This is a genomic window from Neotabrizicola paludis (assembly GCF_044142105.1).
Lineage (GTDB): Bacteria > Pseudomonadota > Alphaproteobacteria > Rhodobacterales > Rhodobacteraceae > Pseudogemmobacter.
Genome location: NZ_JBGTYM010000012.1, coordinates 50,325 through 71,346 on the forward strand (window position 1 = coordinate 50,325; position 21,022 = coordinate 71,346).

At 63.4% G+C, this 21,022-nt stretch carries 20 protein-coding genes and 1 tRNA gene; 2 read left to right on the plus strand and 19 right to left on the minus strand.

Annotated elements, in window-relative coordinates:
• Window positions 1-2: 2 nt before the first annotated feature.
• The 11 genes from ACED67_RS19825 to ACED67_RS19875 all read right to left on the minus strand — a co-directional run bounded on the left by ACED67_RS19825 (window position 3) and on the right by ACED67_RS19875 (window position 10,034).
• Window positions 3-983 (minus strand): type II secretion system F family protein, encoded by a 981-nt coding sequence (locus ACED67_RS19825; RefSeq protein ID WP_395543465.1) that lies wholly within the window; start codon window positions 981-983, stop codon window positions 3-5.
• A 9-nt stretch (window positions 984-992) separates the two neighbouring features.
• On the minus strand, window positions 993-1,961 hold the full coding sequence (locus ACED67_RS19830) for a type II secretion system F family protein (RefSeq protein WP_395543466.1): 969 nt from the start codon (window positions 1,959-1,961) through the stop codon (window positions 993-995).
• 14 nt (window positions 1,962-1,975) lie between these two features.
• A complete protein-coding gene (locus tag ACED67_RS19835) occupies window positions 1,976-3,415 on the minus strand; it encodes a TadA family conjugal transfer-associated ATPase (RefSeq protein ID WP_395543467.1) in 1,440 nt (479 codons plus the stop codon).
• Between the two features lie 18 nt (window positions 3,416-3,433).
• Window positions 3,434-4,717, minus strand: coding sequence for a CpaE/TadZ family protein (locus ACED67_RS19840; RefSeq protein ID WP_395543468.1), 1,284 nt, complete (start codon window positions 4,715-4,717; stop codon window positions 3,434-3,436).
• A 332-nt stretch (window positions 4,718-5,049) separates the two neighbouring features.
• Window positions 5,050-5,730, minus strand: coding sequence for an OmpA family protein (locus tag ACED67_RS19845; protein WP_395543469.1), 681 nt, complete (start codon window positions 5,728-5,730; stop codon window positions 5,050-5,052).
• 5 nt (window positions 5,731-5,735) lie between these two features.
• On the minus strand, window positions 5,736-7,145 hold the full coding sequence (locus ACED67_RS19850) for a type II and III secretion system protein family protein (protein ID WP_395543470.1): 1,410 nt from the start codon (window positions 7,143-7,145) through the stop codon (window positions 5,736-5,738).
• A gap of 209 nt (window positions 7,146-7,354) precedes the next feature.
• Window positions 7,355-8,281, minus strand: a complete 927-nt coding sequence (cpaB, locus tag ACED67_RS19855) for a Flp pilus assembly protein CpaB (protein ID WP_395543471.1) — start codon at window positions 8,279-8,281, stop codon at window positions 7,355-7,357.
• A gap of 80 nt (window positions 8,282-8,361) precedes the next feature.
• Window positions 8,362-8,550, minus strand: coding sequence for a Flp family type IVb pilin (locus ACED67_RS19860; RefSeq protein WP_395543472.1), 189 nt, complete (start codon window positions 8,548-8,550; stop codon window positions 8,362-8,364).
• Window positions 8,551-8,760: 210 nt separating this feature from the next.
• Window positions 8,761-8,949, minus strand: coding sequence for a Flp family type IVb pilin (locus tag ACED67_RS19865; RefSeq protein WP_395543473.1), 189 nt, complete (start codon window positions 8,947-8,949; stop codon window positions 8,761-8,763).
• Between the two features lie 400 nt (window positions 8,950-9,349).
• Window positions 9,350-9,538, minus strand: coding sequence for a Flp family type IVb pilin (locus ACED67_RS19870; RefSeq protein WP_395543474.1), 189 nt, complete (start codon window positions 9,536-9,538; stop codon window positions 9,350-9,352).
• Window positions 9,539-9,845: 307 nt separating this feature from the next.
• Window positions 9,846-10,034 carry a Flp family type IVb pilin gene (locus ACED67_RS19875; RefSeq protein WP_395543473.1) on the minus strand — a complete coding sequence of 63 codons (189 nt, stop codon included), beginning with the start codon at window positions 10,032-10,034 and terminating at the stop codon, window positions 9,846-9,848.
• Between the two features lie 312 nt (window positions 10,035-10,346).
• Between ACED67_RS19875 and ACED67_RS19880 the strand changes: the two genes are divergently transcribed.
• On the plus strand, window positions 10,347-11,210 hold the full coding sequence (locus ACED67_RS19880; protein WP_395543475.1) for a lytic transglycosylase domain-containing protein: 864 nt from the start codon (window positions 10,347-10,349) through the stop codon (window positions 11,208-11,210).
• A 54-nt stretch (window positions 11,211-11,264) separates the two neighbouring features.
• On the opposite strand, the gene ACED67_RS19885 is transcribed toward ACED67_RS19880, so the two are convergent.
• From ACED67_RS19885 to ACED67_RS19895, 3 genes are read right to left on the minus strand one after another with little or no spacing between them, the layout of a single operon-like run.
• Window positions 11,265-11,555 carry a GNAT family N-acetyltransferase gene (locus ACED67_RS19885; RefSeq protein ID WP_395543476.1) on the minus strand — a complete coding sequence of 97 codons (291 nt, stop codon included), beginning with the start codon at window positions 11,553-11,555 and terminating at the stop codon, window positions 11,265-11,267.
• Window positions 11,548-12,192, minus strand: a complete 645-nt coding sequence (locus ACED67_RS19890) for a 3-oxoacid CoA-transferase subunit B (protein ID WP_395543477.1) — start codon at window positions 12,190-12,192, stop codon at window positions 11,548-11,550. Before ACED67_RS19890 ends, ACED67_RS19885 begins: the two co-directional genes overlap by 8 nt.
• A complete protein-coding gene (locus tag ACED67_RS19895; RefSeq protein ID WP_395543478.1) occupies window positions 12,192-12,896 on the minus strand; it encodes a CoA transferase subunit A in 705 nt (234 codons plus the stop codon). The genes ACED67_RS19890 and ACED67_RS19895 overlap by 1 nt, the downstream gene beginning before the upstream one ends.
• A 166-nt stretch (window positions 12,897-13,062) precedes the next feature.
• Between ACED67_RS19895 and ACED67_RS19900 the strand changes: the two genes are divergently transcribed.
• Window positions 13,063-13,146: transfer RNA gene (locus ACED67_RS19900), tRNA-Leu, on the plus strand.
• 422 nt (window positions 13,147-13,568) lie between these two features.
• Here ACED67_RS19900 and ACED67_RS19905 read toward each other — a convergent pair.
• The 5 genes from ACED67_RS19905 to ACED67_RS19925 form a co-directional block, all read right to left on the minus strand.
• On the minus strand, window positions 13,569-16,943 hold the full coding sequence (locus ACED67_RS19905; RefSeq protein WP_395543479.1) for an error-prone DNA polymerase: 3,375 nt from the start codon (window positions 16,941-16,943) through the stop codon (window positions 13,569-13,571).
• A complete protein-coding gene (locus ACED67_RS19910; RefSeq protein ID WP_395543480.1) occupies window positions 16,940-18,418 on the minus strand; it encodes a Y-family DNA polymerase in 1,479 nt (492 codons plus the stop codon). The genes ACED67_RS19905 and ACED67_RS19910 overlap by 4 nt, the downstream gene beginning before the upstream one ends.
• Window positions 18,333-18,917 (minus strand): ImuA family protein, encoded by a 585-nt coding sequence (locus ACED67_RS19915; protein ID WP_395543481.1) that lies wholly within the window; start codon window positions 18,915-18,917, stop codon window positions 18,333-18,335. The genes ACED67_RS19910 and ACED67_RS19915 overlap by 86 nt, the downstream gene beginning before the upstream one ends.
• A 717-nt stretch (window positions 18,918-19,634) precedes the next feature.
• Window positions 19,635-19,976, minus strand: a complete 342-nt coding sequence (locus ACED67_RS19920) for a MocE family 2Fe-2S type ferredoxin (protein ID WP_395543482.1) — start codon at window positions 19,974-19,976, stop codon at window positions 19,635-19,637.
• A gap of 25 nt (window positions 19,977-20,001) precedes the next feature.
• A complete protein-coding gene (locus ACED67_RS19925; protein WP_395543483.1) occupies window positions 20,002-20,991 on the minus strand; it encodes a sterol desaturase family protein in 990 nt (329 codons plus the stop codon).
• Window positions 20,992-21,022 lie beyond the last annotated feature (31 nt).

Sequence of the window (21,022 nt, forward strand, 5' to 3'; positions counted from 1 at the left end):
CCTCACGGGCCGCCAGTCCCCATTTGCCCCAGCATCGTGGCGATGCCATAGACCGAAGGACCGATGAGGATGATCATCAGCGGCGGCACGGTGAACATCATAGTGCCAAGAGTTAGCTTTGTCGGCAACATGTTTGCCTTTTCCTCGGCGCGCATCACCCGTTTGTCACGCATATCGGCCGAATAGACCCGCAGCGCCTCGGCGATCGACGTGCCGAAGGTCGCCGACTGGACCAGCGTCGTCACGAAGGAGGCAACGTCGGGGATGCCGACACGATCCGACATGTCCTTGAGCACGGTGACACGCTCTTTGCCGGCCTTGACCTCATGCGCGACCATCTCGAATTCGTCGGCAAGGGCCGGATAGCCCGCACGGCTTTCATTCGCGACTCGGATGATCGACTGATCAAGCGACTGTCCCGCCTCGACGCAGACCAGCATCATATCAAGCGCATCGGGGAAGCCCTCGATAATCTCGTTCTGGCGTTTGGTCATGCGCTTGTTGACCCAGTACTGCGGCAGGTAATAGCCGATGGCACCAGGAACGAGGGTGTAGAGGATCATCGACTGGGTCGAGACTTCTGTCGTGGCCGATTGAACCAGTGCATAGATCAGCCCCAGCGCCAATGCGCCCACGCCCAGCACCATCTTGGCGGCGTGAAACACCCGCACTGCGCCTTTGTCGGGATACCCCGCGCGCAGCAGCTTCATCCGCACGGCCGACAGTTCCTCGGCCTTTTGCGGCTCAAGGAAATGGGCGTATTTCTCAAGCTTGTCGGCCTGGCCGCCGCGACGAAGCTTCTTGTCCTCGCCCACCGATTTCGGGCGGGCTTCGTTCTTCAACTCGGCGAAGCGGTCGCGTTGCTTGCGCAGCATCGTTGGCAGGGCGACGAGGATCAGCAGGACGCCCAGCATCCCGACCGCGATCAGCGGCCCCAGCGGCCCCAGCTTGTCGACGAGTAACGTGTTGACGGTGGACAGCATGGCGCGGCCTCAGACCTTGATGTTGACCATGATCTTCATGAAGATCACGTTGATGACGAGGAAGGCGCAGACCACCAGCGCCGCCGGAATGAAGGCCGCGGTCTGGCGGACATCGTCGTAATAATTGGGCTGGATCACGTTGATCATGACCAGCGCCAGGATCGGGAAGGCCGACAGGAACATGCCGGACCATTTCGCCTCGGCGGTGATGGCGCGAACCCGGCGGAACAGCTTGAAGCGTGCGCGGATCACCTTGGCCAGACCTTCCAGAATTTCGGCCAGGTTGCCGCCGGATTGCTGCTGGATCGTCACGGCCACGGCAAGGAAGCGCAGGTCCTGGCTGTCCATCCGCTCGGCAAAGGCCTTGAGGCTTTCCGAGACATCGCGGCCATAGGCGGCCTCGTCGGCGATCACGCCGAATTCGGACCCCAGCGGATCGGGGATTTCCTTGGCGACGATGCCGATGGCGGAGGAGAAGGGGTGACCGACGCGCAGGGATCGCACCATTAGTTCGACCGCGTCGGGAAGCTGTTCTTCCAGAAGCGACATGCGGGCCTTGGCCTTCTTGTTCACCCAGAAATAGACCCCGCCCACGCCCATCACGATGGAGACGATCACGCGCACTCCCATTTCGGCAGCGGTGCCCACGGTCAGCAGCAGGAAGGCAAAGACCGACAGGCCAGCCATGATGCCGATCAGCGCCTTGGGCGAGAAAGCGATGTTCGCGCGCTGCGCCTTCTTGGCAAGGATCGAGTAAAGCGGGATCGAACGCGAAGCGAGGTGCTGGTTCATCTCCTTGCGGAGCTGCTCCAGAACCTGTTCGCGGTTGCCGTTCTTTTCCAGAAGCGTCAGGCGGCGCGAAATGCGGCTGTTGAGGCTGATCGACTTGCCGAAGACGGTCAGGTAGATGCCTTCGACAAGGACCACCACCGCCACGAAGATCATGATGTAGATCAGCGGTGCTGCCGAGATTTCCATGGTAGCTCTACCTCTTAGACGATCGGTTCATAGATCGACGGCGGCAGGTCGAAGCCCCACTGCCGGAAGCGATCCGAATAGGCGCTGCGGATGCCGGTCGCGTTGAAGCGGCCGATGATCTTGCCCGAAGGCTCGATCCCGAGGCGCTCGTAGCGGAAGATTTCCTGCATCGAGATGACCTCGCCTTCCATGCCGGTGATCTCGGTGATCGAGACCATGCGGCGCGAGCCATCCTGAAGGCGCGAAGCCTGCACGATCAGGTTGACGGCCGAGGCGATCTGGCTGCGCACGGCCTTAAGCGGCATTTCGATGCCGGCCATGGCGACCATGTTTTCCAGACGTGAGATGCCGTCGCGCGGGTTGTTGGCGTGGATCGTGGTCATTGAGCCGTCATGGCCGGTGTTCATGGCCTGAAGCATGTCGATGACTTCCTCGCCGCGCGTTTCGCCGACGATGATCCGGTCGGGGCGCATCCGCAGGGCGTTGCGCAGGCAGTCGCGCTGGCTGACCGCGCCCTTGCCTTCGACGTTGGCGGGGCGGCTTTCCATCCGGCCGACATGGACCTGCTGAAGCTGAAGTTCCGCCGTATCCTCGATGGTCAGGACGCGTTCGTGATTGTCGATGAAGGACGACAGCGCATTGAGTGTGGTGGTCTTGCCGGAACCCGTGCCGCCCGAGACGATGATGTTCAGTCGCGTTGACACGGCGGCCTGAAGATAGGCGGCCATTTCCTCGGTGAAGGCGCCGAAACGCACAAGGTCCATGACCTTGAGCTTTTCCTTTTTGAACTTTCGGATCGAGACCAGAGAGCCGTCCACCGCGACCGGCGGCACCATGCAGTTGAAACGCGAACCGTCTGCAAGACGGGCGTCGCAATAGGGGTTCGATTCATCGACGCGGCGGCCCACGGCCGAGACGATCTTGTCGATGATCCGCATCAGGTGGCGTTCGTCGCGGAAGGTGACGTCCGACAGTTCCAGCTTGCCCGCGCGTTCGACGAAGACCCGTTTCGGCCCGTTCACCAGAATATCGTTGACCGTCTCGTCTTTCAGAAGCGGCTCCAGCGGGCCAAGGCCCATGACCTCGTCATAAAGCTCCTGCACCAGGATGGCGCGGTCGTCCTTGTTGAGCGCGATGGACATCTCGTCCAGCGCCTCGCCGGCAAGGGCCGAGATCTCGCCCTTCAGATTCTGTTCCGAGGCATGTTCCAGCGCGGCAAGGTTCAGCGTCTCGAGCAGGCGTTTGTGGATCTCGAGCTTTAGCTCCATCAGCCGCTGCTTGCGTTTGGCCTCCTTGTCCGCGGCCACGGCCTCAGCCGGGCTTCGCGCGGACTGAGTGGGCGAGACGGGGCGCATCGCGGTCGGGTTGGGCTTCGGCGCGGCCTGCGCAGCCGCTGGGGCGGCAGCGGTGGGTCGGGCGGCGGGCGCTGCGTCTTTCTTGAAGCGGCTGAACACGTTTGGGATCCCCCGGGTTTACGACCTGGCGCTCGCCGCGGCCTTGTTCAGGTCGTAGAGCGATTTCGCGAGTTTCTGCAGTTCTTTGCGCAGCGGGTTCTTGGCCGCGCTTTCGGCCAAAGGCAGGCCGTGGTCATTGGCCTGGGTGACCTGCGCGCCGCCGTCGGGCAGTTGCACTTCGATGTCGATGTCCAGACTTTCCGCCATGCGCTTGACCCGGCTTTTCGCCGAAAGATCGGTGAAGCGGGGTGCACGATTCAGAACATAGCGGAGCTTTTCGAACGGCAGGGCCTCGGCCTTGAGGGCGCGCACGAAGCGCAGAATGTTCTGCGCCGACCGCAGGTCAAGGTCGAGAAGGCCGAAATAGACATGGCTGCGAGTCAGCACCGCCTCGGTCCAGGACACCACGGTCGAGGGCATGTCGATGACCACGAAGTCGAAATTCGCCAGCAGAAGATCGATCAGCCGACCCAGATCCTCGCCCGAGATGATGTCGAGCGGAAGCATGTCGGCCGGGGCGGTGAAAACATAAAGCTTGTCATTGTAGGTTTGCAGCGATTTCAACAGGCTGTCGCTGTCTTGCGCGCCGGGATCGGTCAGAACCTCGAAGATGGCTTCCTTGCGGGGCAGGTCGAGATAGGTGGCGATTGAACCATATTGGAAATCGAGATCCAGCAGGCAGACACGCGGACCGCCGGTCTTGGCCACCGTTGCCAGTTCCCAGGCCAGGTTGGTCGCGAACGTGGAAGAGCCTGTGCCGCCGGCCATGCCGTGAACCGGCAGCAGAACGCCCTGACGGTCGCCCTTGGCCTTGAAACTGGGCGCGGGGCCTGCGCCATCCTCGACCGGGGCCGCTTCCGGTGCGACGGGGACAGGTGTGGCGGCTGTGGGTTCCGGCTTGCGGATACGCTCGACCGCATCATGCAGCGCACCTTCGGGCAGGGGGTAAGGCACAAAATCGTCGGCGCCCAGGCGCATCAACTGATGCAGGGCCATTGGACTGATCTCGGACGCGACAAGAATGACGCGTACCCTCCGCGCCTTGGCGGCGCGGATCACGGCGGAAATTCGGCTCAGATCACCTTCGTCGGCGGCATCGACCGCGACAGCGATGAATTCCAGCGTTGCGGAGTCCGGCTGGTCCAGAAAGATGGCCGCATCGTCGAAGCTCAGATCCCCCCAGGCTTCGCCCAGTTCGGATTCCATATCGTCGATGAGGATCTCGAAATTCTGAACGTCGCGTGAAACAGTGCACGCGACGATTGGCGCCGGATCCGGTTGCAAGGTCGCCACGCTTGTCATCTGCCTCACGTCCTTTCAGTGGCGGCATCGCAAGGCTTTAGCTGCCACAGGAATGCGGCAAGAATCGTACAGCCCCGGACACGCGCAACAGGGTCTTCTGACCCCGAATGATCGTTCCCATTGCCGACAAGGTGCAGGGCGATAGCGGCGAGATTGGGGCCGAAACGGCAATAATCCATGGAATCTTGCGGTCGCGTTAACCCGCGGACTGTTAACCGAAATTCATCCACAGAAATCTGCCAGAAATTCGCTTTCTGCGACGCAGCATCCGCATGAAAAAGGCCGGGCGATGGCGCCCGGCCGGAGTATTCCACGCATTTCCCTAAACAGTCTCAGCCGCCCGAGGGGTTGGTCTGCGTGACGACTTCGATATTGGCCGGGTGGGGCCGCTCGGCCAGCGAGCTGGTGGTGGCCGGATTGGCATAGGTGCGCCACACGATCTGGGCATATTTGCCGTTCAGGACCATCGGATTGTTTTTCACGAAGCCGGACACTTCGGTGACGGTGCGGCGGTTGCGCATCTCAGGCTCGCTGGTCTGGATGATCGGGCGGGTCTTGCCATAGCTGACCAGCGCCTCAAGCCGCGAGCGCGAGATGCCCTGCGCCACGAGGAAATTGACCACGGCCTTCGCGCGGCGCAGGCCCAGATTGTAATTGTAGCCCTGGCTGCCGACGAGGTCGGTATGGCCGAAGACCTTGAAACGGACTTCGGGGAACTGCTTGATGAAATTCGCCTGTTGCAGCAGAACCTGCTGCGCCTCGGGCGAAAGCGTGGCGCTGTCGAAGGCGAAGTTCACGGTATCTTCGACTTCGGCATTGAACCGCTGGGCCAGCGCGACAGTATATTCCATCTCGCCGGTCATCAGCAGCGTGTTGTTCATCGTGGCATTGCCGAACTGGCCCTTGTCCACTTCGGCGCCCATCTCCTTGTCGAAGCTGGTCGAGGTGTCGCCGCAGGCCGCAAGGGCCAGAAGGGCGGTCGTCGCAAGTAGGCTTCCCAATCCGCGCTGCATCCGCCTCACTCCATCACATAGCCGTAGGGCGACGAGAAGTCCTGCCGGGCCACTTCGCCCGCGGCGCCCTTCTTCGGCTTGCCCGCAACTTCGCCGTAAAGGAACAGCTCACGCTCGGTCGGGATGCGCACCCGGTCGGTCGGCAGTGCCAGCACATCGCCCGAGACCGGCGTCACCAGATGCGGCGTGACGATGATGACCAGTTCCGACTGCGCCCGGTTGTAATCGGCCGAACGGAAAAGCGCGCCCAGGATCGGCACATCGCCCAGCCACGGCACTTGCGCGTTGATGTTGCGGAAATCGTCCTGCAACAGGCCCGCGATGGCGAAGCTTTCCCCATCGCGCATCTCGACCGTGGTCGAGGTCTCGCGGCGCTTGAAGGCGTTGACGGTTAGGCCATTGGCCTCGATCGCGGTCGTGGTGTCGATCGAACTCACCGAGGCGTTGATCGTCAGGTTGATGATGTCACCATCAACCACCACGGGCGTGAAGTTGAGTTCGACCCCGAAAGGCTTGTATTCGATCCCGATCCCGTCGCTGTCGGGCACGGGAACCGGATATTCGCCGCCGGCCAGAAATTTGGCTTCCTGGCCCGACAGCGCCGTCAGGTTCGGTTCAGCTAGGGTGCGGACCATGCCCTTGCTCTCAAGTGCTTCGAGCAGCACACCGAATTCCAGCGCCCCCGCGGAAAAGCCCAGGCTCATCCGTCCCGCCGCCTCATTGGGCGAAGTGATCGATTTGCCTGACATGAAATCGCTGAGCTTCGTGCCGTCTGCCAGAACGCCGGTGCCGATCCCGCCGCCCACAGAACCCGAATTCGAAATCACACCCAGCGAGGCCGAAAGGTTCTTGGCGACCGAGCGTTGCATCTCGGCGAAGCGTACCTTGAGCATCACCTGCTGCGTGCCGCCGACCACCATCAGGTTCGACACGCGGTCGGGGGCATAGCGACTGGCCAGGTCAAGGGCGCGGTCAAGCTTGGCGGTCGAGCTGACAACGCCCGACAGCACGATGCCGTCATTCGCGGTGCGTACTTCGATATTCTCGCCCGGCAGAATCTGGCGCAGGCGTTCCTTGAATTCCGCGATGTCGGGCGTGACGTGCACATCGACATTCGAAATCAGCTTGCCCTCGGGCGACAACAGCGTCAGCGTTGTCCGCCCGGGCGCCTTGCCAAGCACATAAATCGTCTTGTCCGACAGGGTCGAGATATCGGCGATGCCCGGATTCGCGATGGAAAGTTCCGAGAAGGGGACGTCGCTTTCGACGACAACCGCGCGGTTCATCGGCACGTTCAAGGCGCCTTGGGCCTGTCCGGTCATCACACGCAGAACTTCCGCATGGGCCGCACTGGGAGCGGTCGTTGCCAAGGCAACGCCGATCAGTCCGGCCGCAATGGTCTTTTTCATGCTCATGTGATCTGCCCTTTCGATCACGCCTCTGGTTTTCGGGTCTTTTCGCCCATCTTTCCGCATCACATTGCCGGATGCAGCCTTTTTTTGCAAGAATCAAACCCTTGGGGGGGGATCTTGATGTGGATAACTTGCAACAGAACCTTAATATGGTGAACGCAAAGCAGCACGGCCCCCAGATACGGTAGCCGCGCTGCCTGATTTATGCCGTCTCAATTGGTGCAGGGGATCGGCATTTCCACCACGTCGGCGCCCTTGCGGGTCTTGATGGTGCAGACTTCGGGGGCCCGTTCGACTACCACTTCCTGCTGCTGAATGCCGAGAAGCGAGTTGCTGTCCACTTCAACCAGGCCCGAGACTGCATCCTCGGGCGAGGCAACCAGCGACATCGCCAACCGACCCGTGGCCTGGGCCTGCGCCAGGCGCGCGACCTGTTCGGGCGTGCCTGCCACTGTCACCGTACGGGCATTGCCAGCCAGCATCTGGCCTTCGCCTGAGGCCTGGTCCACGGCGATCACGCGGATCGCGCTTTCGATCAGCCGGGTCACTTCGCCCCCGACCGAGGAACTGCTCGTGCCGGTCCAGTAGATGTCGATGTGATCGTCCGGGGCCACAAAGCCTGCAACGCCCGAGGCGACGTCGACCTTGATCTGGAAGGCCCGCATCCCCTTGTCCAGCTTGCCGGTCAGCCCGGCCACTTCGCCCGGCTCGGTCACGCGGCTGACCAGGAGAATTTCGTTCTGTTCCATCGAGCGCATGATGAAGCGGGGCTTCTGCTGATCATCGCCGAACAGCGGCGGCACAACCACCGGCGCGGGATCGCCTTTCTTGGCCGGGGCTGCGGCGGGGGTGGCCGCTGCAGGGGCGGTGTCGCCCTCTTTCGGCACGCGGAAGGCGCCAGCGGGCAGGAATTTCTCCTGCACATAGACCGAGACCACATCGTCCTTGGTCAGTGGGTCGCCGTATTTCATCGGTTTGCTGACGGCATAGACCTCAACCAGCTTGCCGGTCTTCTCGCGATAGGCCGTTGCCTTGGCCAGCGCGTTCTGTGTTTGGCTCATATAGCCCTGCGCCAAGTAGACCGCAGCGCCCGCAAGCGCCATGCCGACCACCAGCACCAATGCGAAAACTGCCCGCATTCCCGACCCCTTTTCATCTTTGCCGACGGCCCATGCCGCGGCAGTCTTTCCGGTTGTCGCCTGTCCGGCGCCATTCGGCCCTAGTTGAGGAAATCACCGTATTCTTCGGCTTTGGCACCGATCGATTCCGAGACACTGACCAGCGCGTTGCGCATGGGCGTGAGCAGAAGCACAACCTGAACTCCCACGATCAGGGCGGTCAGCACGACCCAATCGACCGTGATGGCACCGTCATCGTTGCGGGCAAAGGACCTCAGTCTGGCAAGCATCTTTGCAATCTCCATATCCCTCGGGCCATCTGCCTGCCCATTTCTGGCAAGCTGCCCGGAAAATGCGGCGAAACTATGGGGTGGCGGCGGGCTTTTCAGGGGCTTTTGGTGCAATTCCCGCAGTACTTCCGGCCTTCGCGGCAAGGCCGCGCCCCTTGCGGAGACGCGGCCTTGGTCTGTCCTGGGTGCCGGGCTGAACCCGGCGCGGGATCAGAAGTTGTCGTCGGCGGCTTCGATCTCGGTGGCGATCGAGCTCGACAGGTTCTTGATCGCCGGCTGGATGGCGCCCATGACGATCAGGCCAAGGCCCACGATGGCGGCGGTCAGCACGACCCAGTCAACGGTCACGGCGCCGTCTTCGTCTTTCTGGAAGCGCTTGAAGATGTTCAGCAGTTTCATGGTCAGGTTCCTTTCACGTTACATCGAGTTTCGTTTCATCCTCCCGGTCGGACCTGGCGCAGCCTCTGTTCTGCGCCACCCGGTTCCGGTCGGGATGAGACGATATAGCCCCCCGATCGTGGCAAGGTTTTGGTCTGGCGGCCGCGGATTGGGGCATTTTCGGGGTCATTTTTCAGCATTGCTCAGATTCGCTGCCACAGACGGCATGTGCGTGAGGGACGGGCGGAACACGGCAGCGGCAGGCAATGACGCGCATCTGAAACAGAGAAGGGTGGGGCGCCGCGGCAGCGTTGCGATCCTTGGCTCCAGGCGGCAGTCTGAATCGAAAGCCAAAGGCCGCGCTCCTTGCGGAGGCGCGGCCCTGGTCTATCCTATATGCCGGGCCAAGCCCGACGCGGGATCAGAAGTTGTCGTCGGCAGCTTCGATCTCGGTGGCGATCGAGCTCGACAGATTCTTGATCGCCGGCTGGATGGCGGCCATGACGATCAGGCCAAGGCCCACGATGGCGGCGGTCAGCACGACCCAGTCAACGGTCACGGCGCCGTCTTCGTCTTTCTGGAAGCGCTTGAAGATGTTCAGCAGTTTCATGGTCAGGTTCCTATGCGAGGGGTTCGGGGGCATTCCTATCCGCCGGGCATCTTCGGATCCGATCTTGTGTCGGGCGATCCGCCTTTCGGGATGAAGCCAGTAAGCCGGTGAATGTTGGCGGGAATTTGGAAAACGAAGCGGAAATTAAGGTCATTTGGTGAAACCTTTGGGCCAGTTTCGCGGCGTTCCCAATGGGTCAGGCGGCGCGTGAGCGAAGAAGAACCAGGGCGGAAAAACCAAGGACCGCGCCCCTTGCGGAGACGCGGCCCTAGTCTGTCCTGGGTGCCGGGCTGAACCCGGCGCGGGATCAGAAGTTGTCGTCGGCGGCTTCGATCTCGGTGGCGATCGAGCTCGACAGGTTCTTGATCGCCGGCTGGATGGCGCCCATGACGATCAGGCCAAGGCCCACGATGGCGGCGGTCAGCACGACCCAGTCAACGGTCACGGCGCCGTCTTCGTCTTTCTGGAAGCGCTTGAAGATGTTCAGCAGTTTCATGGTCAGGTTCCTGTCAAGGTTCAGTTGCAATCTTGTCCGCCAGGCATTTCCCGTCCGATCTTGCACCGGGCGATCCGCCTTTCGGGGTAGGTCCCTTAAAGCCGCCGATCATGGCTGGATTAGGGAAGATTAACCTTGAATTAAGGTCATTCAGGGGAAGTCTTGCGCCGTTCCCGGGGCGGGCTGCCAGAAACCGACGTGGCATATCGGTCTATGTCGGGCCGGAAAGCGCGAGGAGTGCCAGGATTCACTTTGCGAAAAGCGCTGCTTCTGCCAGTCTGGCGGCAATCAAAGCGGGCAGGCATCGCAAAGATGCGCAGACTGACAGGCATATTGACGCTGGGCCTTGGTGTTCTGGCCGCGCTGTCCCCGGCGCGGGCACAGGAGGATTTTACCTTTCGCCGCGTCAAGGTCAGCGATGCGGTGCCCGGCAAGCGGATCACCGTGCAGATCGACCCGGTCGAGCAGGCCCGCCGTCTGGCCGCCACCGCTTGGAAAGACCCGGCTTTGTCCAGCGCTACGGCACCCGCCGCTCCCGAGGCGCTGCCGGACGGTTCCATCGCGCCGGCGCCGTCGTCGAATTACGCCTGGTTCTGGGACAAGGTGCCAACTGGGCTTGGCAACGCCCAGGACCGCTTCGAGCTGGCCATGGCCTCGCTGGCGCAGGGACCGGGCGGAGCGGCCGTCCGCGCGCCGCGGATGCAGTCGATGCAGACCATCGCAGATGTCTATGGCAAGGACATTCTAGTCGCGACGCTGGACACCGACGTCTCGCCCGCGCTGGTGCTGGCGGTGATGGGGATCGAAAGCGCGGGGCGCAAGGACGCGGTATCGAACAAGGGGGCAACCGGGCTGATGCAGCTCATGCCGGCCACGGCGGAGCGTTTCGGCGTTACCGACAGCACCGATCCGGTGCAGAACATCAAGGGCGGCGTGGCCTATCTGAACTGGCTGATGAAGGAATTCGACAGCGATCCGCTGATGGTTCTTGCGGCCTATAATGCGGGCGAGGGCGCGGTTAAGGCCAATCAGGGCGTCCCGCCCTATGCCGAGACGCGCGACTACGTGCCCAAGGTTCTGGCGGCCTTTCAGGTGGCGCAGGGCCTGTGCCTGACACCGCCGATGCTGGTCAGCGATCCCTGTGTCTTCAAGGTGAATGCGGCTTCTGGCGGTTGAGACGCTGGACTGTCCGCCTGCGGCCCCTGGCGCGTTGCGGCGCCAGGGTGAAACTCAGGCCTGAAACACATCCGCCCATTCCGGGTGTTTCTTGCGCTGGGCATTCACGAAGGGGCAGAGGGGCACGATCTTGAATCCCTCGGCCCGCGCCGCGGCGACCAGCGCCTCGACCAGCGCCAGCCCCGCGCCGGTGCCGCGAAAGGCATCGGGCACGCCGGTGTGATCGGCGATGATCAGCGTCGGCGTGGTGATCGAATAGGTCAGCTCGGCCTCTGCGCCCTCCTTGCGGATGACGAAGCGGCCCTTGGTTTCGCCCTTTTCGCGGGTGACGATGTGTTCAGTCAACGAGCGTCGCCTCCGTCGCTGCGCGCATCTCGGCTTCGGTCACGCCATCGGCAAGCTGCACGATCTTCAGGCCGCCCGGCACCACATCCAGCACGCCCAGATTGGTGATGATCCGATCAACCACGGCCTTCCCGGTCAGGGGCAGGGTGCATTGCTTGAGCACTTTGGACTCGCCGTGCTTGGAGGTGTGGTCCATGACCACGACCACCCGGCCCACGCCGGCGACAAGATCCATCGCGCCGCCCATGCCCTTGACCAGCTTGCCGGGGATCATCCAGTTCGCCAGGTCACCATTCTCGGCCACTTCCATCGCGCCCAGGATCGCCATGGCAATCTTGCCGCCCCGGATCATGGCGAAGGAGGTGGCGGAATCGAAAAAAGCGGTCTGCGGCAATTCGGTAATGGTCTGTTTGCCCGCATTGATCAGGTCGGCATCCTCTTCGCCCTCATAGGGGAAGGGCCCCATGCCAAGCATGCCGTTTTCCGATTGCAGCGTGACATTCACGCCTTCGGGGATATAGTTCGACACCAGCGTCGGAATGCCGATGCCAAGGTTCACATACCAGCCATCCTGCAATTCCTGCGCGGCGCGGGCGGCCATCTGGTTCCGATCCCAGCCCTTGCTTTCCCCGGCCATCACACAGCCTCCTTCTTGCGGGTTGTGCGCTGCTCGATGCGCTTTTCATGCGGCCCCTGCACGATGCGGTGCACGTAGATGCCGGGGAGGTGGATATGGTCGGGGTCCAGGCTGCCCAGAGGCACGATCTCTTCGACCTCGGCCACGCAGATCTTGCCGCAGGTCGCGGCGGGCGCGTTGAAGTTGCGCGCGGTCTTGCGGAAGACGAGATTGCCCGAAGGGTCGGCCTTCCAGGCCTTCACGATCGCCAGATCGGCCACGATTCCCCGTTCCAGGATATATTCCTGGCCGTCGAAGACTTTTATATCCTTGCCTTCCGCGATCACCGTGCCGACCCCGGTCTTGGTGTAGAAGCCGGGGATGCCTGCGCCGCCCGCCCGCATCCGCTCGGCCAGCGTGCCCTGCGGGTTGAATTCCAGCTCAAGCTCGCCTGACAGATACTGGCGCATGAATTCGGCATTCTCGCCGACATAGGAGGAGATCATCTTCTTGATCTGCCGCGTCTCCAAGAGCTTGCCAAGGCCAAAGCCGTCGACGCCCGCATTGTTCGAGGCGACCGTAAGGTCCTGGACGCCCGAGGCGACCAGGGCGTCGATCAGAAGTTCCGGTATGCCGCACAGACCGAATCCCCCGGCCGCGATCAGCATTCCATCCGACAAGAGGCCGTCCAGTGCGCCGGCGGCTGTCTCGTAAGTCTTGCTCATTGGTCTCCCCCGAACATTTCGCCTGTCATAAAGAAGGCCGCCCTGTCCCTTGTCAATCGCTGTGCTGCACTGCGGCGGTGGCGGTCCGGCAAAGCGCAATCCGCTTTGCGACCATTGGCTCTTTCGCCCGCCGCCGATCTGGCTAGACTGGCGCCGCCCCTGCGTGGCCCGCGTGGTGAAATGGTAGACACAGGGGACTTAAACTCCCCAGCCTTCGGGCGTGCCGGTTCAAGTCCGGCCGCGGGCACCATATTGATCTTATTATAAAATATTTGATTCGTGCGACCGGCTGTCTGGCAAGGCATGTCGGCGGTTCCCACTTGAGGCCGCTACGGGCATGTTTCACCCCTGTTCTGTTTCCGACGATTCTGGGCCGCTCTGGTCAGGTGCCGCTTGGCGGAACTGCCGCGCCGATCAGGGCGAGAACGATGGTTGCGGCAAACTTCGCCGACATCGCCGCTGGTCTGGGCGACAAACTCAACAGCGCGTGGAGATGTCGCCGGAACAACCGGGCCGCTGTTTGGATTTGACCTGTGGCTGGTGATCGAGTCGAACCCGATGGCAGCGGCTTGCGCGGTCGCACCGGCTGCAAGAGACGCGGTGAACGCAGCATCTAAACTGCACCAGTGTTCCATGCCCCAGATGCTGTGCATGACACGGCTCTTGCGGGTTTCAATGAAAATCCCGGCTTGGAAACAGCCGCTTGCCCTGTTCGCGCGGATGCATGGCGCGCGCGGGTGCCAGGCGGCGTGGAGCACTGTCGGTCTTTGCGGTAGCCAGCCCCAGAAGGTTGTCCAGCGGATGACCGAGATCGGAGAGGCGATGGGACAGATCCTCGATCTGGTCCGCGATCAGATGTACCACGATTCCTTCGCGTTCCAGCCGGCCGGTCACCCGCAGAAGCCGCCCGTCCATGACGATGCGGCGGAAGCGGTTGTAGATCCGCTTCCAGACCACCACATTCGAAACACCTGTCTCATCCTCGAGCGTCAAAAAGATTACGCCCGAGGCGGTGCCGGGGCGCTGGCGGGTGATGACCAGGCCGCAGACGGTGACGCGGCGGGGCGGGATCTCGGCCAGCCGGTCATGCGGGGTCAGACCGGGCAGCGTGGGACGCAGAAGTTCCATCGGATGGGCGCGCAGGGTCAGGCGAGTGGCGAGGTAATCCTCGACCACCTCTTCGCCCAGATGCATGGTGGGCAGGCGGGCCTCAGGTTCGGCAATGCCCTCGCCGTCGATCGGGTCGCTGAACAGCGGCAGCGGCGCCGGACTGCGGATCGCGCGGACCTGCCAAAGCGCCTCGCGGCGGGTCAGGCCGAGTGCCAGGAAGGCATCCGCCTCGGCCAGGCGTTCCAGCACTTCGGGGGCGAGGCCGGCGCGCAGCCACATCGCCTCGACATCGGGATAGCCATTGCCACGGGCATGGGCGATGCGATCGGCATCCGCCTGGCGAAACCCTTTGATCTGGCGAAAGCCCAGCCGCAGCGCCAGCGCGCCGTCGGCGCGGCGTTCCAGCTGGTTGTCCCAGTCGCTGCTGTTCACACAGACGGGCCGCAGCACCACCCCATGCTCCCGGGCGTCGCGCACGATCTGGGCCGGGGCATAGAAGCCCATGGGCTGGGAATTCAACAGCGCGCAGGCGAAGACCGCCGGGTGATGGCATTTCAGCCAGGCCGAGACATAGGCCAGCATGGCGAAGGCCGCGGCATGGCTTTCGGGAAAGCCGTAATCGGCGAAGCCCGCGATCTGGCCGAAGCAGCGTTCGGCTGTCTCGACGCTGTAGCCATTGGCCAGCATCCCAGCGATGAACGTGTTGCGATGCTCGCCGATCGTGCCCATCCGCCGGAACGAGGCGAGCGAGCGGCGCAGGCGGTCGGCCTCTTCCGCCGTATAGCCGGCGCCGACCACGGCGATCTGCATCGCCTGTTCCTGGAAAAGCGGCACGCCCAGGGTGCGCCGTGTCACCTCCTCCAGTTCCGGGCCGAAGGGCTCGGCATCCTCCAGCCCCTGCCGCCGGCGGATATAGGGTTTCACCATCCCGCCCTGGATCGGGCCCGGGCGGACGATGGCGACCTCGATCACCAGATCGTAGAACTTGGCGGGTTTCATCCGCGGCAGGAAATTCATCTGCGCCCGGCTTTCGACCTGGAAGACGCCCACCGCATCGGCCTTTTGCAGCATGGCATAGGTCGCCCGGTCCTCCTGCGGAACCGAAGCGATGCTCAGGGTCTTGCCCTCGTGACTGGCCATCAGGTCGAAGGCCTTGCGAATGCAGGTCAGCATCCCCAGCCCCAGCACATCGACCTTGAGAATACCGAGCGCGTCGATGTCGTCCTTGTCCCATTCGATGACGGTGCGGTCCTCCATCGCCGCATTCTCGATCGGGCATAGCTCGTCCAGCCGTCCCTTGGTGATGACGAAGCCGCCGACATGCTGCGACAGATGGCGGGGAAAGTCGATGATCTCGCCGATCAGGCGGATGGTCTGGGCCAGGCGGCGGTCGGTGGGATCAAGGCCCAGTTCGCGCACCCGTGCCGGATCGGCGCCGCCGTTCGACATACCCCAGATCTGGCCCGACAGCGCCGCCGTGACGTCTTGCGACAAGCCCATCACCTTGCCCACCTCACGGATCGCAGAGCGTGATCGGAAATGGATCACGGTGGCGCAAAGCCCGGCGCGGTGGCGACCGTATTTCGCATAGATCCACTGGATCACCTCTTCGCGCCGCTCATGCTCGAAATCCACGTCGATATCGGGCGGCTCGCCGCGGTATTTCGAGATGAAACGCTCGAAGACCATGGCAATCATCCCTGGTGCCACATCGGTGATACCGAGGAGATAGCAGAGGATCGAATTGGCGGCTGAACCGCGGCCCTGGCAGAGGATGCCCTGTGAACGGGCGTATTGCACGATGTCATGGACGGTCAGGAAATAGGCGGGGTATTTCAGCTCACCGACGAGGTGCAGTTCCTTGGCCAGGAGATCGTGGATCTTTTGCGGCGCCCCTTCGGGATAGCGGCGGGCAAGCCCTTCTTGCGCCAGCCGTTCCAGCCGGGCCTGGGGCAGCTCGGAGCCGGAAATCTCGTCGGGATAGTCATGGCTGAGTTCCGACAGGTCGAAGCTGCAGCGCGCGGCGATCTCCAGCGTGCGGCGCAGGGCGCCGGGATGGTCGCGGAACAGCCGCGCCATATCCTTGTACCCCTTCAGGCGGCGTTCGGCATTTGGCAGCGCGCGGGTGCCGATCCGGTCGATGGTGATGTGCTCGCGCATGCAGGTCAGCACATCGGCCATCTGGCGGCGGCTGGCGTGATGCATCAGCACATCGCCCAGCGCCACCATCGGGGTCGCGCAGGCTATGGCCAGTCGGGCGCAGGCCGTCAGCCAGGCCTGGTCTGAACCGTCATAGCGCGGGGCAGCGCCGAGGAAGACCTGACCGGGAAAGCGGCGCTGCATCTGGTGAAGATGCGTGGCCGCCTCGTCCAGCCGGGGCGGCGGCACGGCGATCAGGATCATGCCGGAGCCGCCCTCCAGCAGATCGGCGCGGTCCAGATGGCAGTCGCCCTTCCCCGCCCGCTCTTTGCCCAGGGTCAGAAGGCGGCTCAGCCGGTGATAGGCGGCGCGGTCCTGCGGCAGGGCCAACCAGTGCACCGGGCTGTCGCGCAGCACCAGCCGCGCGCCGACGATCAGCTTCGGCAGCCGCGGCGCCAAGGGTCGGACGATATCCTCGGGCGAACCCGTTTCCAGCCGCGAACAGGGATCGGTGCGGTGCTGCGAGCGGATGCGGATCGTCTCTTCCACCTTCTCTCGCAGGGCCTTGAGCGCGGACCAGGCCCGCACCACCCCGGCCAGTGTGTTGCGGTCGGTGATGGCGATGGCGGCAAGGCCCAACTCGGCGGCGCGGGTGACCAGTTCCTCGGGATGCGAGGCCCCGGTCAGGAAGGTGAAATTCGTGGTGACACAAAGCTCTGCATAGCCAGCGCTTTCGGGGGCGGGGGCATCGGCGCGGCTCACTCCGCTCTTGCCGGGGGCGCGAGACGGGTCGCTCATGCGAATTCTCCCTGCACGAACCAGCCGGGGGTCTGCGGCGTGTGGAACAGCCATAGCCGCAGGCCCTGTCGGGTCTCGACATGCCAGTAGTCGCGCATTCCGCTGCGCCAGTTTTCATCCTCAAGCCACCATTCCGGGGCGATCCGTTCCGGCCCCGTCGCCCGGGCCGTGGTCAGCGTTATCCGTCGCCAGCGGAACTGCCGCGGCGGCTGTGGCCCGGTGCCGTCGATCGGCTCGGGCGGGAACAGCCGCAGCGGTCGCGACCGCTGCGCGACCCAGGAACCGCCCGGTTCGGACCAGGCGGCGGGCGCGACCAGGAAGCCGTGTTCGGGGATATGGCTGTCGGCCGGCAGGAAGCGCTGCACGTTTTCCAGCCCGATCCGCAGGCCGATCCGGCTGATCAGATCGTCGAGCTGGCCTGCCCGACCCGAGGCGACATGGCTGATCTGCTCGACGGGCAACGGTTCAACCAAAGTCGCCTCAAGCCGCAACTGGTCGATGCCGTAACCGGCATCGACCTCGCTGATGCCCCGTTCGAACAGGGGCAGGATGCGCCCCGCATCGCGCAGCGCTCCGGCCAGGCGCAGTTCGACCGTCTGGACCCGTTGATCGACCCGGCGCAGGCTCAGGCAGAGGGCCCGCGCCCCGGCCTCCTGCGTCTTCAGCCGGATGCAGAGTTGATCCAACAGGCGTGCGATCCCAGCCATAACATCCTCAACCAGCCCGATCGGATCGGGAAAGGTCAACCGTACCCCGTAATGCGGAGGCTCAGCCGCCGGGGTGACCTGTTCGCTCTGCCGACCCAGAGCCTGATCAAGCCGCAGCAGCAGCCCGGGGCCGAAGCGCCGCGCCAGCGCGGCACGGGGGGCCGCCTCCAAAGCGCCGATGCTGCGCAGCCCCAGCCGTTGCAGGGCAGTGTCGGTCCTGTCGTCCAGTCGCAGGGCCGCGACCGGAAGCCGGGCCAGTGTCGCAAGCGCCTGGCCTGGCGCGGCGCTGCCCTCGACGGAATGTGCCAGCGCCCAGGCGGCGCCACGGCTGTCGCCCAGCCCCAACCGCAGCGAAAGCCCCGCCCGGGCCAGTCGCGTGCGCATATCGGCCAGCATCGCCGCTTCGCCGCCGAAGAGATGCGCTGCCCCGGTCACATCCAGCACCAGCCCGTCCTTGCCCTCTAGTCCCACCCAGGGACAATAGCGCGTGGCCCATCGCCGCAGCGTTTGCAGGAACCGCGCATCGCCGACCGGATTCGCCGGCCGGCTTTGCAGCCCGGGGCAGAAGGAACGGGCATCGGCATAGGACATGCCCCGGTGCAAGCCCTGCCGTTCAGCTTGGTCATTCAGGTCGTAAAGCCGGATTGCATTGGCCTCGTTCAGCGTCAGGGCAAAGGGGCCGTCAACCGGGCGCGCCCGCAGGGCCCGGTCGCTCGGCAACCGGGGAAACCACATCGAGACGATGCGACGTTGCATCCCACCGAACATGCCAAAGGCCCAAAGTTCCTGATTTGTTCTTGATAAGCTCCCATCGCATGAGTGTCGAGTCGGATGCGGCGGCATCGAAGACAGGGGCGCAACGCCAGCGCGTTTCGGCCGCATTGCTGCCCATCCCCTCGGGGATCAGGCACAATCCCGTCGTCTGCCCCGCCTTGGCCGCCAATTGCAGCCGCCGCCCCTCGCGCAGATCCAGCGGGCGGGTGATCTCCATCACGACAAAAGCGACGGCGCCGTCCTTCAGCGCTTCCTCGGCGACGGCGAGACTGTCGCTCTGGTTCTTCGTCCGGGCGAGCAAAACCCCCGCAGGATCGAGAAACCGCGCCAGACCAAGCGGGTTCAGCGTCTCGCGCTGCCAAGTCTCACACACCCAGAGCACGGGGGAGAACCTTCGGGTGGCAAGGGCTGCGAAAGCGAGAGAACCCGGCCCGCAGACCTCATGGACACGCGAGGGACGCAGCGGGAAGTGAGTGAGAACGTCGGTCGGCATGGCGACAAACTAAGACAGAACATGATCCCTGCCAACGACCGTGGGCAGAGTGCCATGCAGGCCGAACGCGATTGGCAAAGACCAGTAGGGGCGGGTCCACATTTCCAAAGCATTCTTGGTTCGTCTGTAGGACCTTTGCCGATCGTCGTCTCGTCGCACAACGGATGCCGACGAACTTAAACTCGCCGGGCTTCGGGCGTGCCGGTTCTAGCACAGATGCAGGTCCCGGCACGATTTTGCGGGAGAGGAGACTCGTCGAAGGCTTCCCCGTCTGAAGAGACAGCGATTTTTGTGATTCCCATGGGCGGTTCCCAAGGCGATGTGTTACCTCTGACCTGGTCCCGCCGCTTCCAGGCAGCCCGCGACAGGTGCTGCTTGCTGGCCTTCTTTCCGCAACAGGCGCCCATGATCGCGGACGGACAGCGCGCGACCCGTGAAGCCTACCCGTAGTCCTTCTAGGCCGACGTCCACCCCCGGACCTCCCTGGCAAGCCAATCCCAAAACGGCAGCGCAGAGGCGAGAGAGCCAGCCGGAACATCTACCGCCGATGCTCAATGTGCCGAAGAGCAGCCTCTATGGGGGCTGGATCGCTGTGCAAAGAAAAGCGGATCGGGCGATTTCCGGTCGCGCTTGGAATCTGGGGAGCTGTCGACCGTCCTGGTCCCCTGAGCGAAATGCGGCACAGCGCCGACCCAAGACAGGATCGGCGCCTCAGCCTCAGGCGACCTGGATCTGAACCTCGTCGCCCTCGATCCGCACGGGATAGGTGCGCAGGTCGACGCAGGCGGGCAGCTTGCGCGATTCTCCGGTCTTGTAGTCGAACGTGCCGAAATGCCGGGGGCATTCGATGATCGCGCCATCGACCAGCCCGTCGGCCAGATGGATCTTCTCATGCGAGCAATGGCCGTCCATCGCGTAGAAATCGCCCTCGGGCGAGCGGATCACAACATAGGTCCGCCCGGCATGATCGAAGCGCTTCACATCTTCGGGCGGGATGTCGTCGACGCGGCAGGCCGGGACCCATTGGCCTGCGGGCCGGGCGGCGGGAGAGTTGGTCATGGCTTGGCTTTCCGTTCCAGTTCCGTCAGCGCACCAGCTTTTTGGCGCGGATGCGGCGATACATCGCCTCGTCCGCCTCGGCAGAGCCGTCATGGGCGGTGCCGAACCATTCGTCGAGCGGGATGCGGCGCTCGCCGTAATTCACCTCGAAATACTTGTGGTGCAGGTAGTGGTAGTAATTGTCGGTGTTGATGGCCGAGTCCTCGGAGGTCACGATCCGGTCGAAACCGACATGCGACTTGGCGGGCGACAACCCGGCATGGACCAGCTGGAACATGCCATGCACCGGGTGCAGCGGCACGATGAAATGGATCAGCACGCCCGAGAAGTAGAAGATATGCTCAAGGGTCGACATCGACATGCCCGACCAGGGACCCGGATTGACGTTCTTGTGGTGAGTCTTGTGGATCAGGTGATAGAGCGGCCCGACATGGATCAGCCGGTGGATCAGGTAGAAATGCAGCTCGCGCCAGGCGGGCATCAGCAGCAGCGCCACGACGAACCAGACCGGATGGGCGGCGAAATCCAGGAAGGGCAGATGGTTGTTGGCGTAAAGCCACCAGAGCCCGCATTCAAAGGCCGTCCAGACCGGTACGCCGCTGCAGAAGGTCCAGAAAACATTCTCGGCATTCTGGCTGCCGAAAAGGAAGGTCGGATTGTCCGTGTCGGGCCAGCGGGCATTGTATTTGAAGTTCGTTTCCTGATGGCGCTGGATGTAAAGCACCAGATGGAAGCCGCCATAGAAGACCAGCGTCCAGGCGGCGTTGCGCAGAAGGATCAGCGCCATCCAGTCCCATTGGAAGGTCTGCATGCGGGCCATGTCGGGCGTTAGGAAAACCCAAGAGATCAGCGCGACCAGAAAATAGGCCGTGTTCCAGGGCCAGACATAGCCCGGCAGCCATTTGAGGAATTTCCTGGGCTGCGCCGGCCAGACGAAGATCGGGGCGCGCTGCGGCTTCTTGTTCGGCGTCCAGTGGCCGCGCTTGTCTCGGGTGCCGAAGTCGCTGTCTCTCATCGTATGTCTCGTTCCTTGAAGGGGCGGAGGC

What these genes read in the sequence shown, in the direction of transcription:
- ACED67_RS19870 (WP_395543474.1), bottom strand. Translation starts at nt 9,538, where the DNA reads ATGAAACTGCTGAACATCTTCAAGCGCTTCCAGAAAGACGAAGACGGC.
- ACED67_RS19915 (WP_395543481.1), bottom strand. Translation starts at nt 18,917, where the DNA reads ATGCCGACCGACGTTCTCACTCACTTCCCGCTGCGTCCCTCGCGTGTC.
- ACED67_RS19830 (WP_395543466.1), bottom strand. Translation starts at nt 1,961, where the DNA reads ATGGAAATCTCGGCAGCACCGCTGATCTACATCATGATCTTCGTGGCG.
- ACED67_RS19840 (WP_395543468.1), bottom strand. Translation starts at nt 4,717, where the DNA reads ATGACAAGCGTGGCGACCTTGCAACCGGATCCGGCGCCAATCGTCGCG.
- cpaB (WP_395543471.1), bottom strand. Translation starts at nt 8,281, where the DNA reads ATGCGGGCAGTTTTCGCATTGGTGCTGGTGGTCGGCATGGCGCTTGCG.
- ACED67_RS19895 (WP_395543478.1), bottom strand. Translation starts at nt 12,896, where the DNA reads ATGAGCAAGACTTACGAGACAGCCGCCGGCGCACTGGACGGCCTCTTG.
- ACED67_RS19850 (WP_395543470.1), bottom strand. Translation starts at nt 7,145, where the DNA reads ATGAGCATGAAAAAGACCATTGCGGCCGGACTGATCGGCGTTGCCTTG.
- ACED67_RS19860 (WP_395543472.1), bottom strand. Translation starts at nt 8,550, where the DNA reads ATGCTTGCCAGACTGAGGTCCTTTGCCCGCAACGATGACGGTGCCATC.
- ACED67_RS19905 (WP_395543479.1), bottom strand. Translation starts at nt 16,943, where the DNA reads ATGAGCGACCCGTCTCGCGCCCCCGGCAAGAGCGGAGTGAGCCGCGCC.
- ACED67_RS19865 (WP_395543473.1), bottom strand. Translation starts at nt 8,949, where the DNA reads ATGAAACTGCTGAACATCTTCAAGCGCTTCCAGAAAGACGAAGACGGC.
- ACED67_RS19925 (WP_395543483.1), bottom strand. Translation starts at nt 20,991, where the DNA reads ATGAGAGACAGCGACTTCGGCACCCGAGACAAGCGCGGCCACTGGACG.
- ACED67_RS19890 (WP_395543477.1), bottom strand. Translation starts at nt 12,192, where the DNA reads ATGGCCGGGGAAAGCAAGGGCTGGGATCGGAACCAGATGGCCGCCCGC.
- ACED67_RS19920 (WP_395543482.1), bottom strand. Translation starts at nt 19,976, where the DNA reads ATGACCAACTCTCCCGCCGCCCGGCCCGCAGGCCAATGGGTCCCGGCC.
- ACED67_RS19825 (WP_395543465.1), bottom strand. Translation starts at nt 983, where the DNA reads ATGCTGTCCACCGTCAACACGTTACTCGTCGACAAGCTGGGGCCGCTG.
- ACED67_RS19875 (WP_395543473.1), bottom strand. Translation starts at nt 10,034, where the DNA reads ATGAAACTGCTGAACATCTTCAAGCGCTTCCAGAAAGACGAAGACGGC.
- ACED67_RS19845 (WP_395543469.1), bottom strand. Translation starts at nt 5,730, where the DNA reads ATGCAGCGCGGATTGGGAAGCCTACTTGCGACGACCGCCCTTCTGGCC.
- ACED67_RS19910 (WP_395543480.1), bottom strand. Translation starts at nt 18,418, where the DNA reads ATGTTCGGTGGGATGCAACGTCGCATCGTCTCGATGTGGTTTCCCCGG.
- ACED67_RS19880 (WP_395543475.1), top strand. Translation starts at nt 10,347, where the DNA reads ATGCGCAGACTGACAGGCATATTGACGCTGGGCCTTGGTGTTCTGGCC.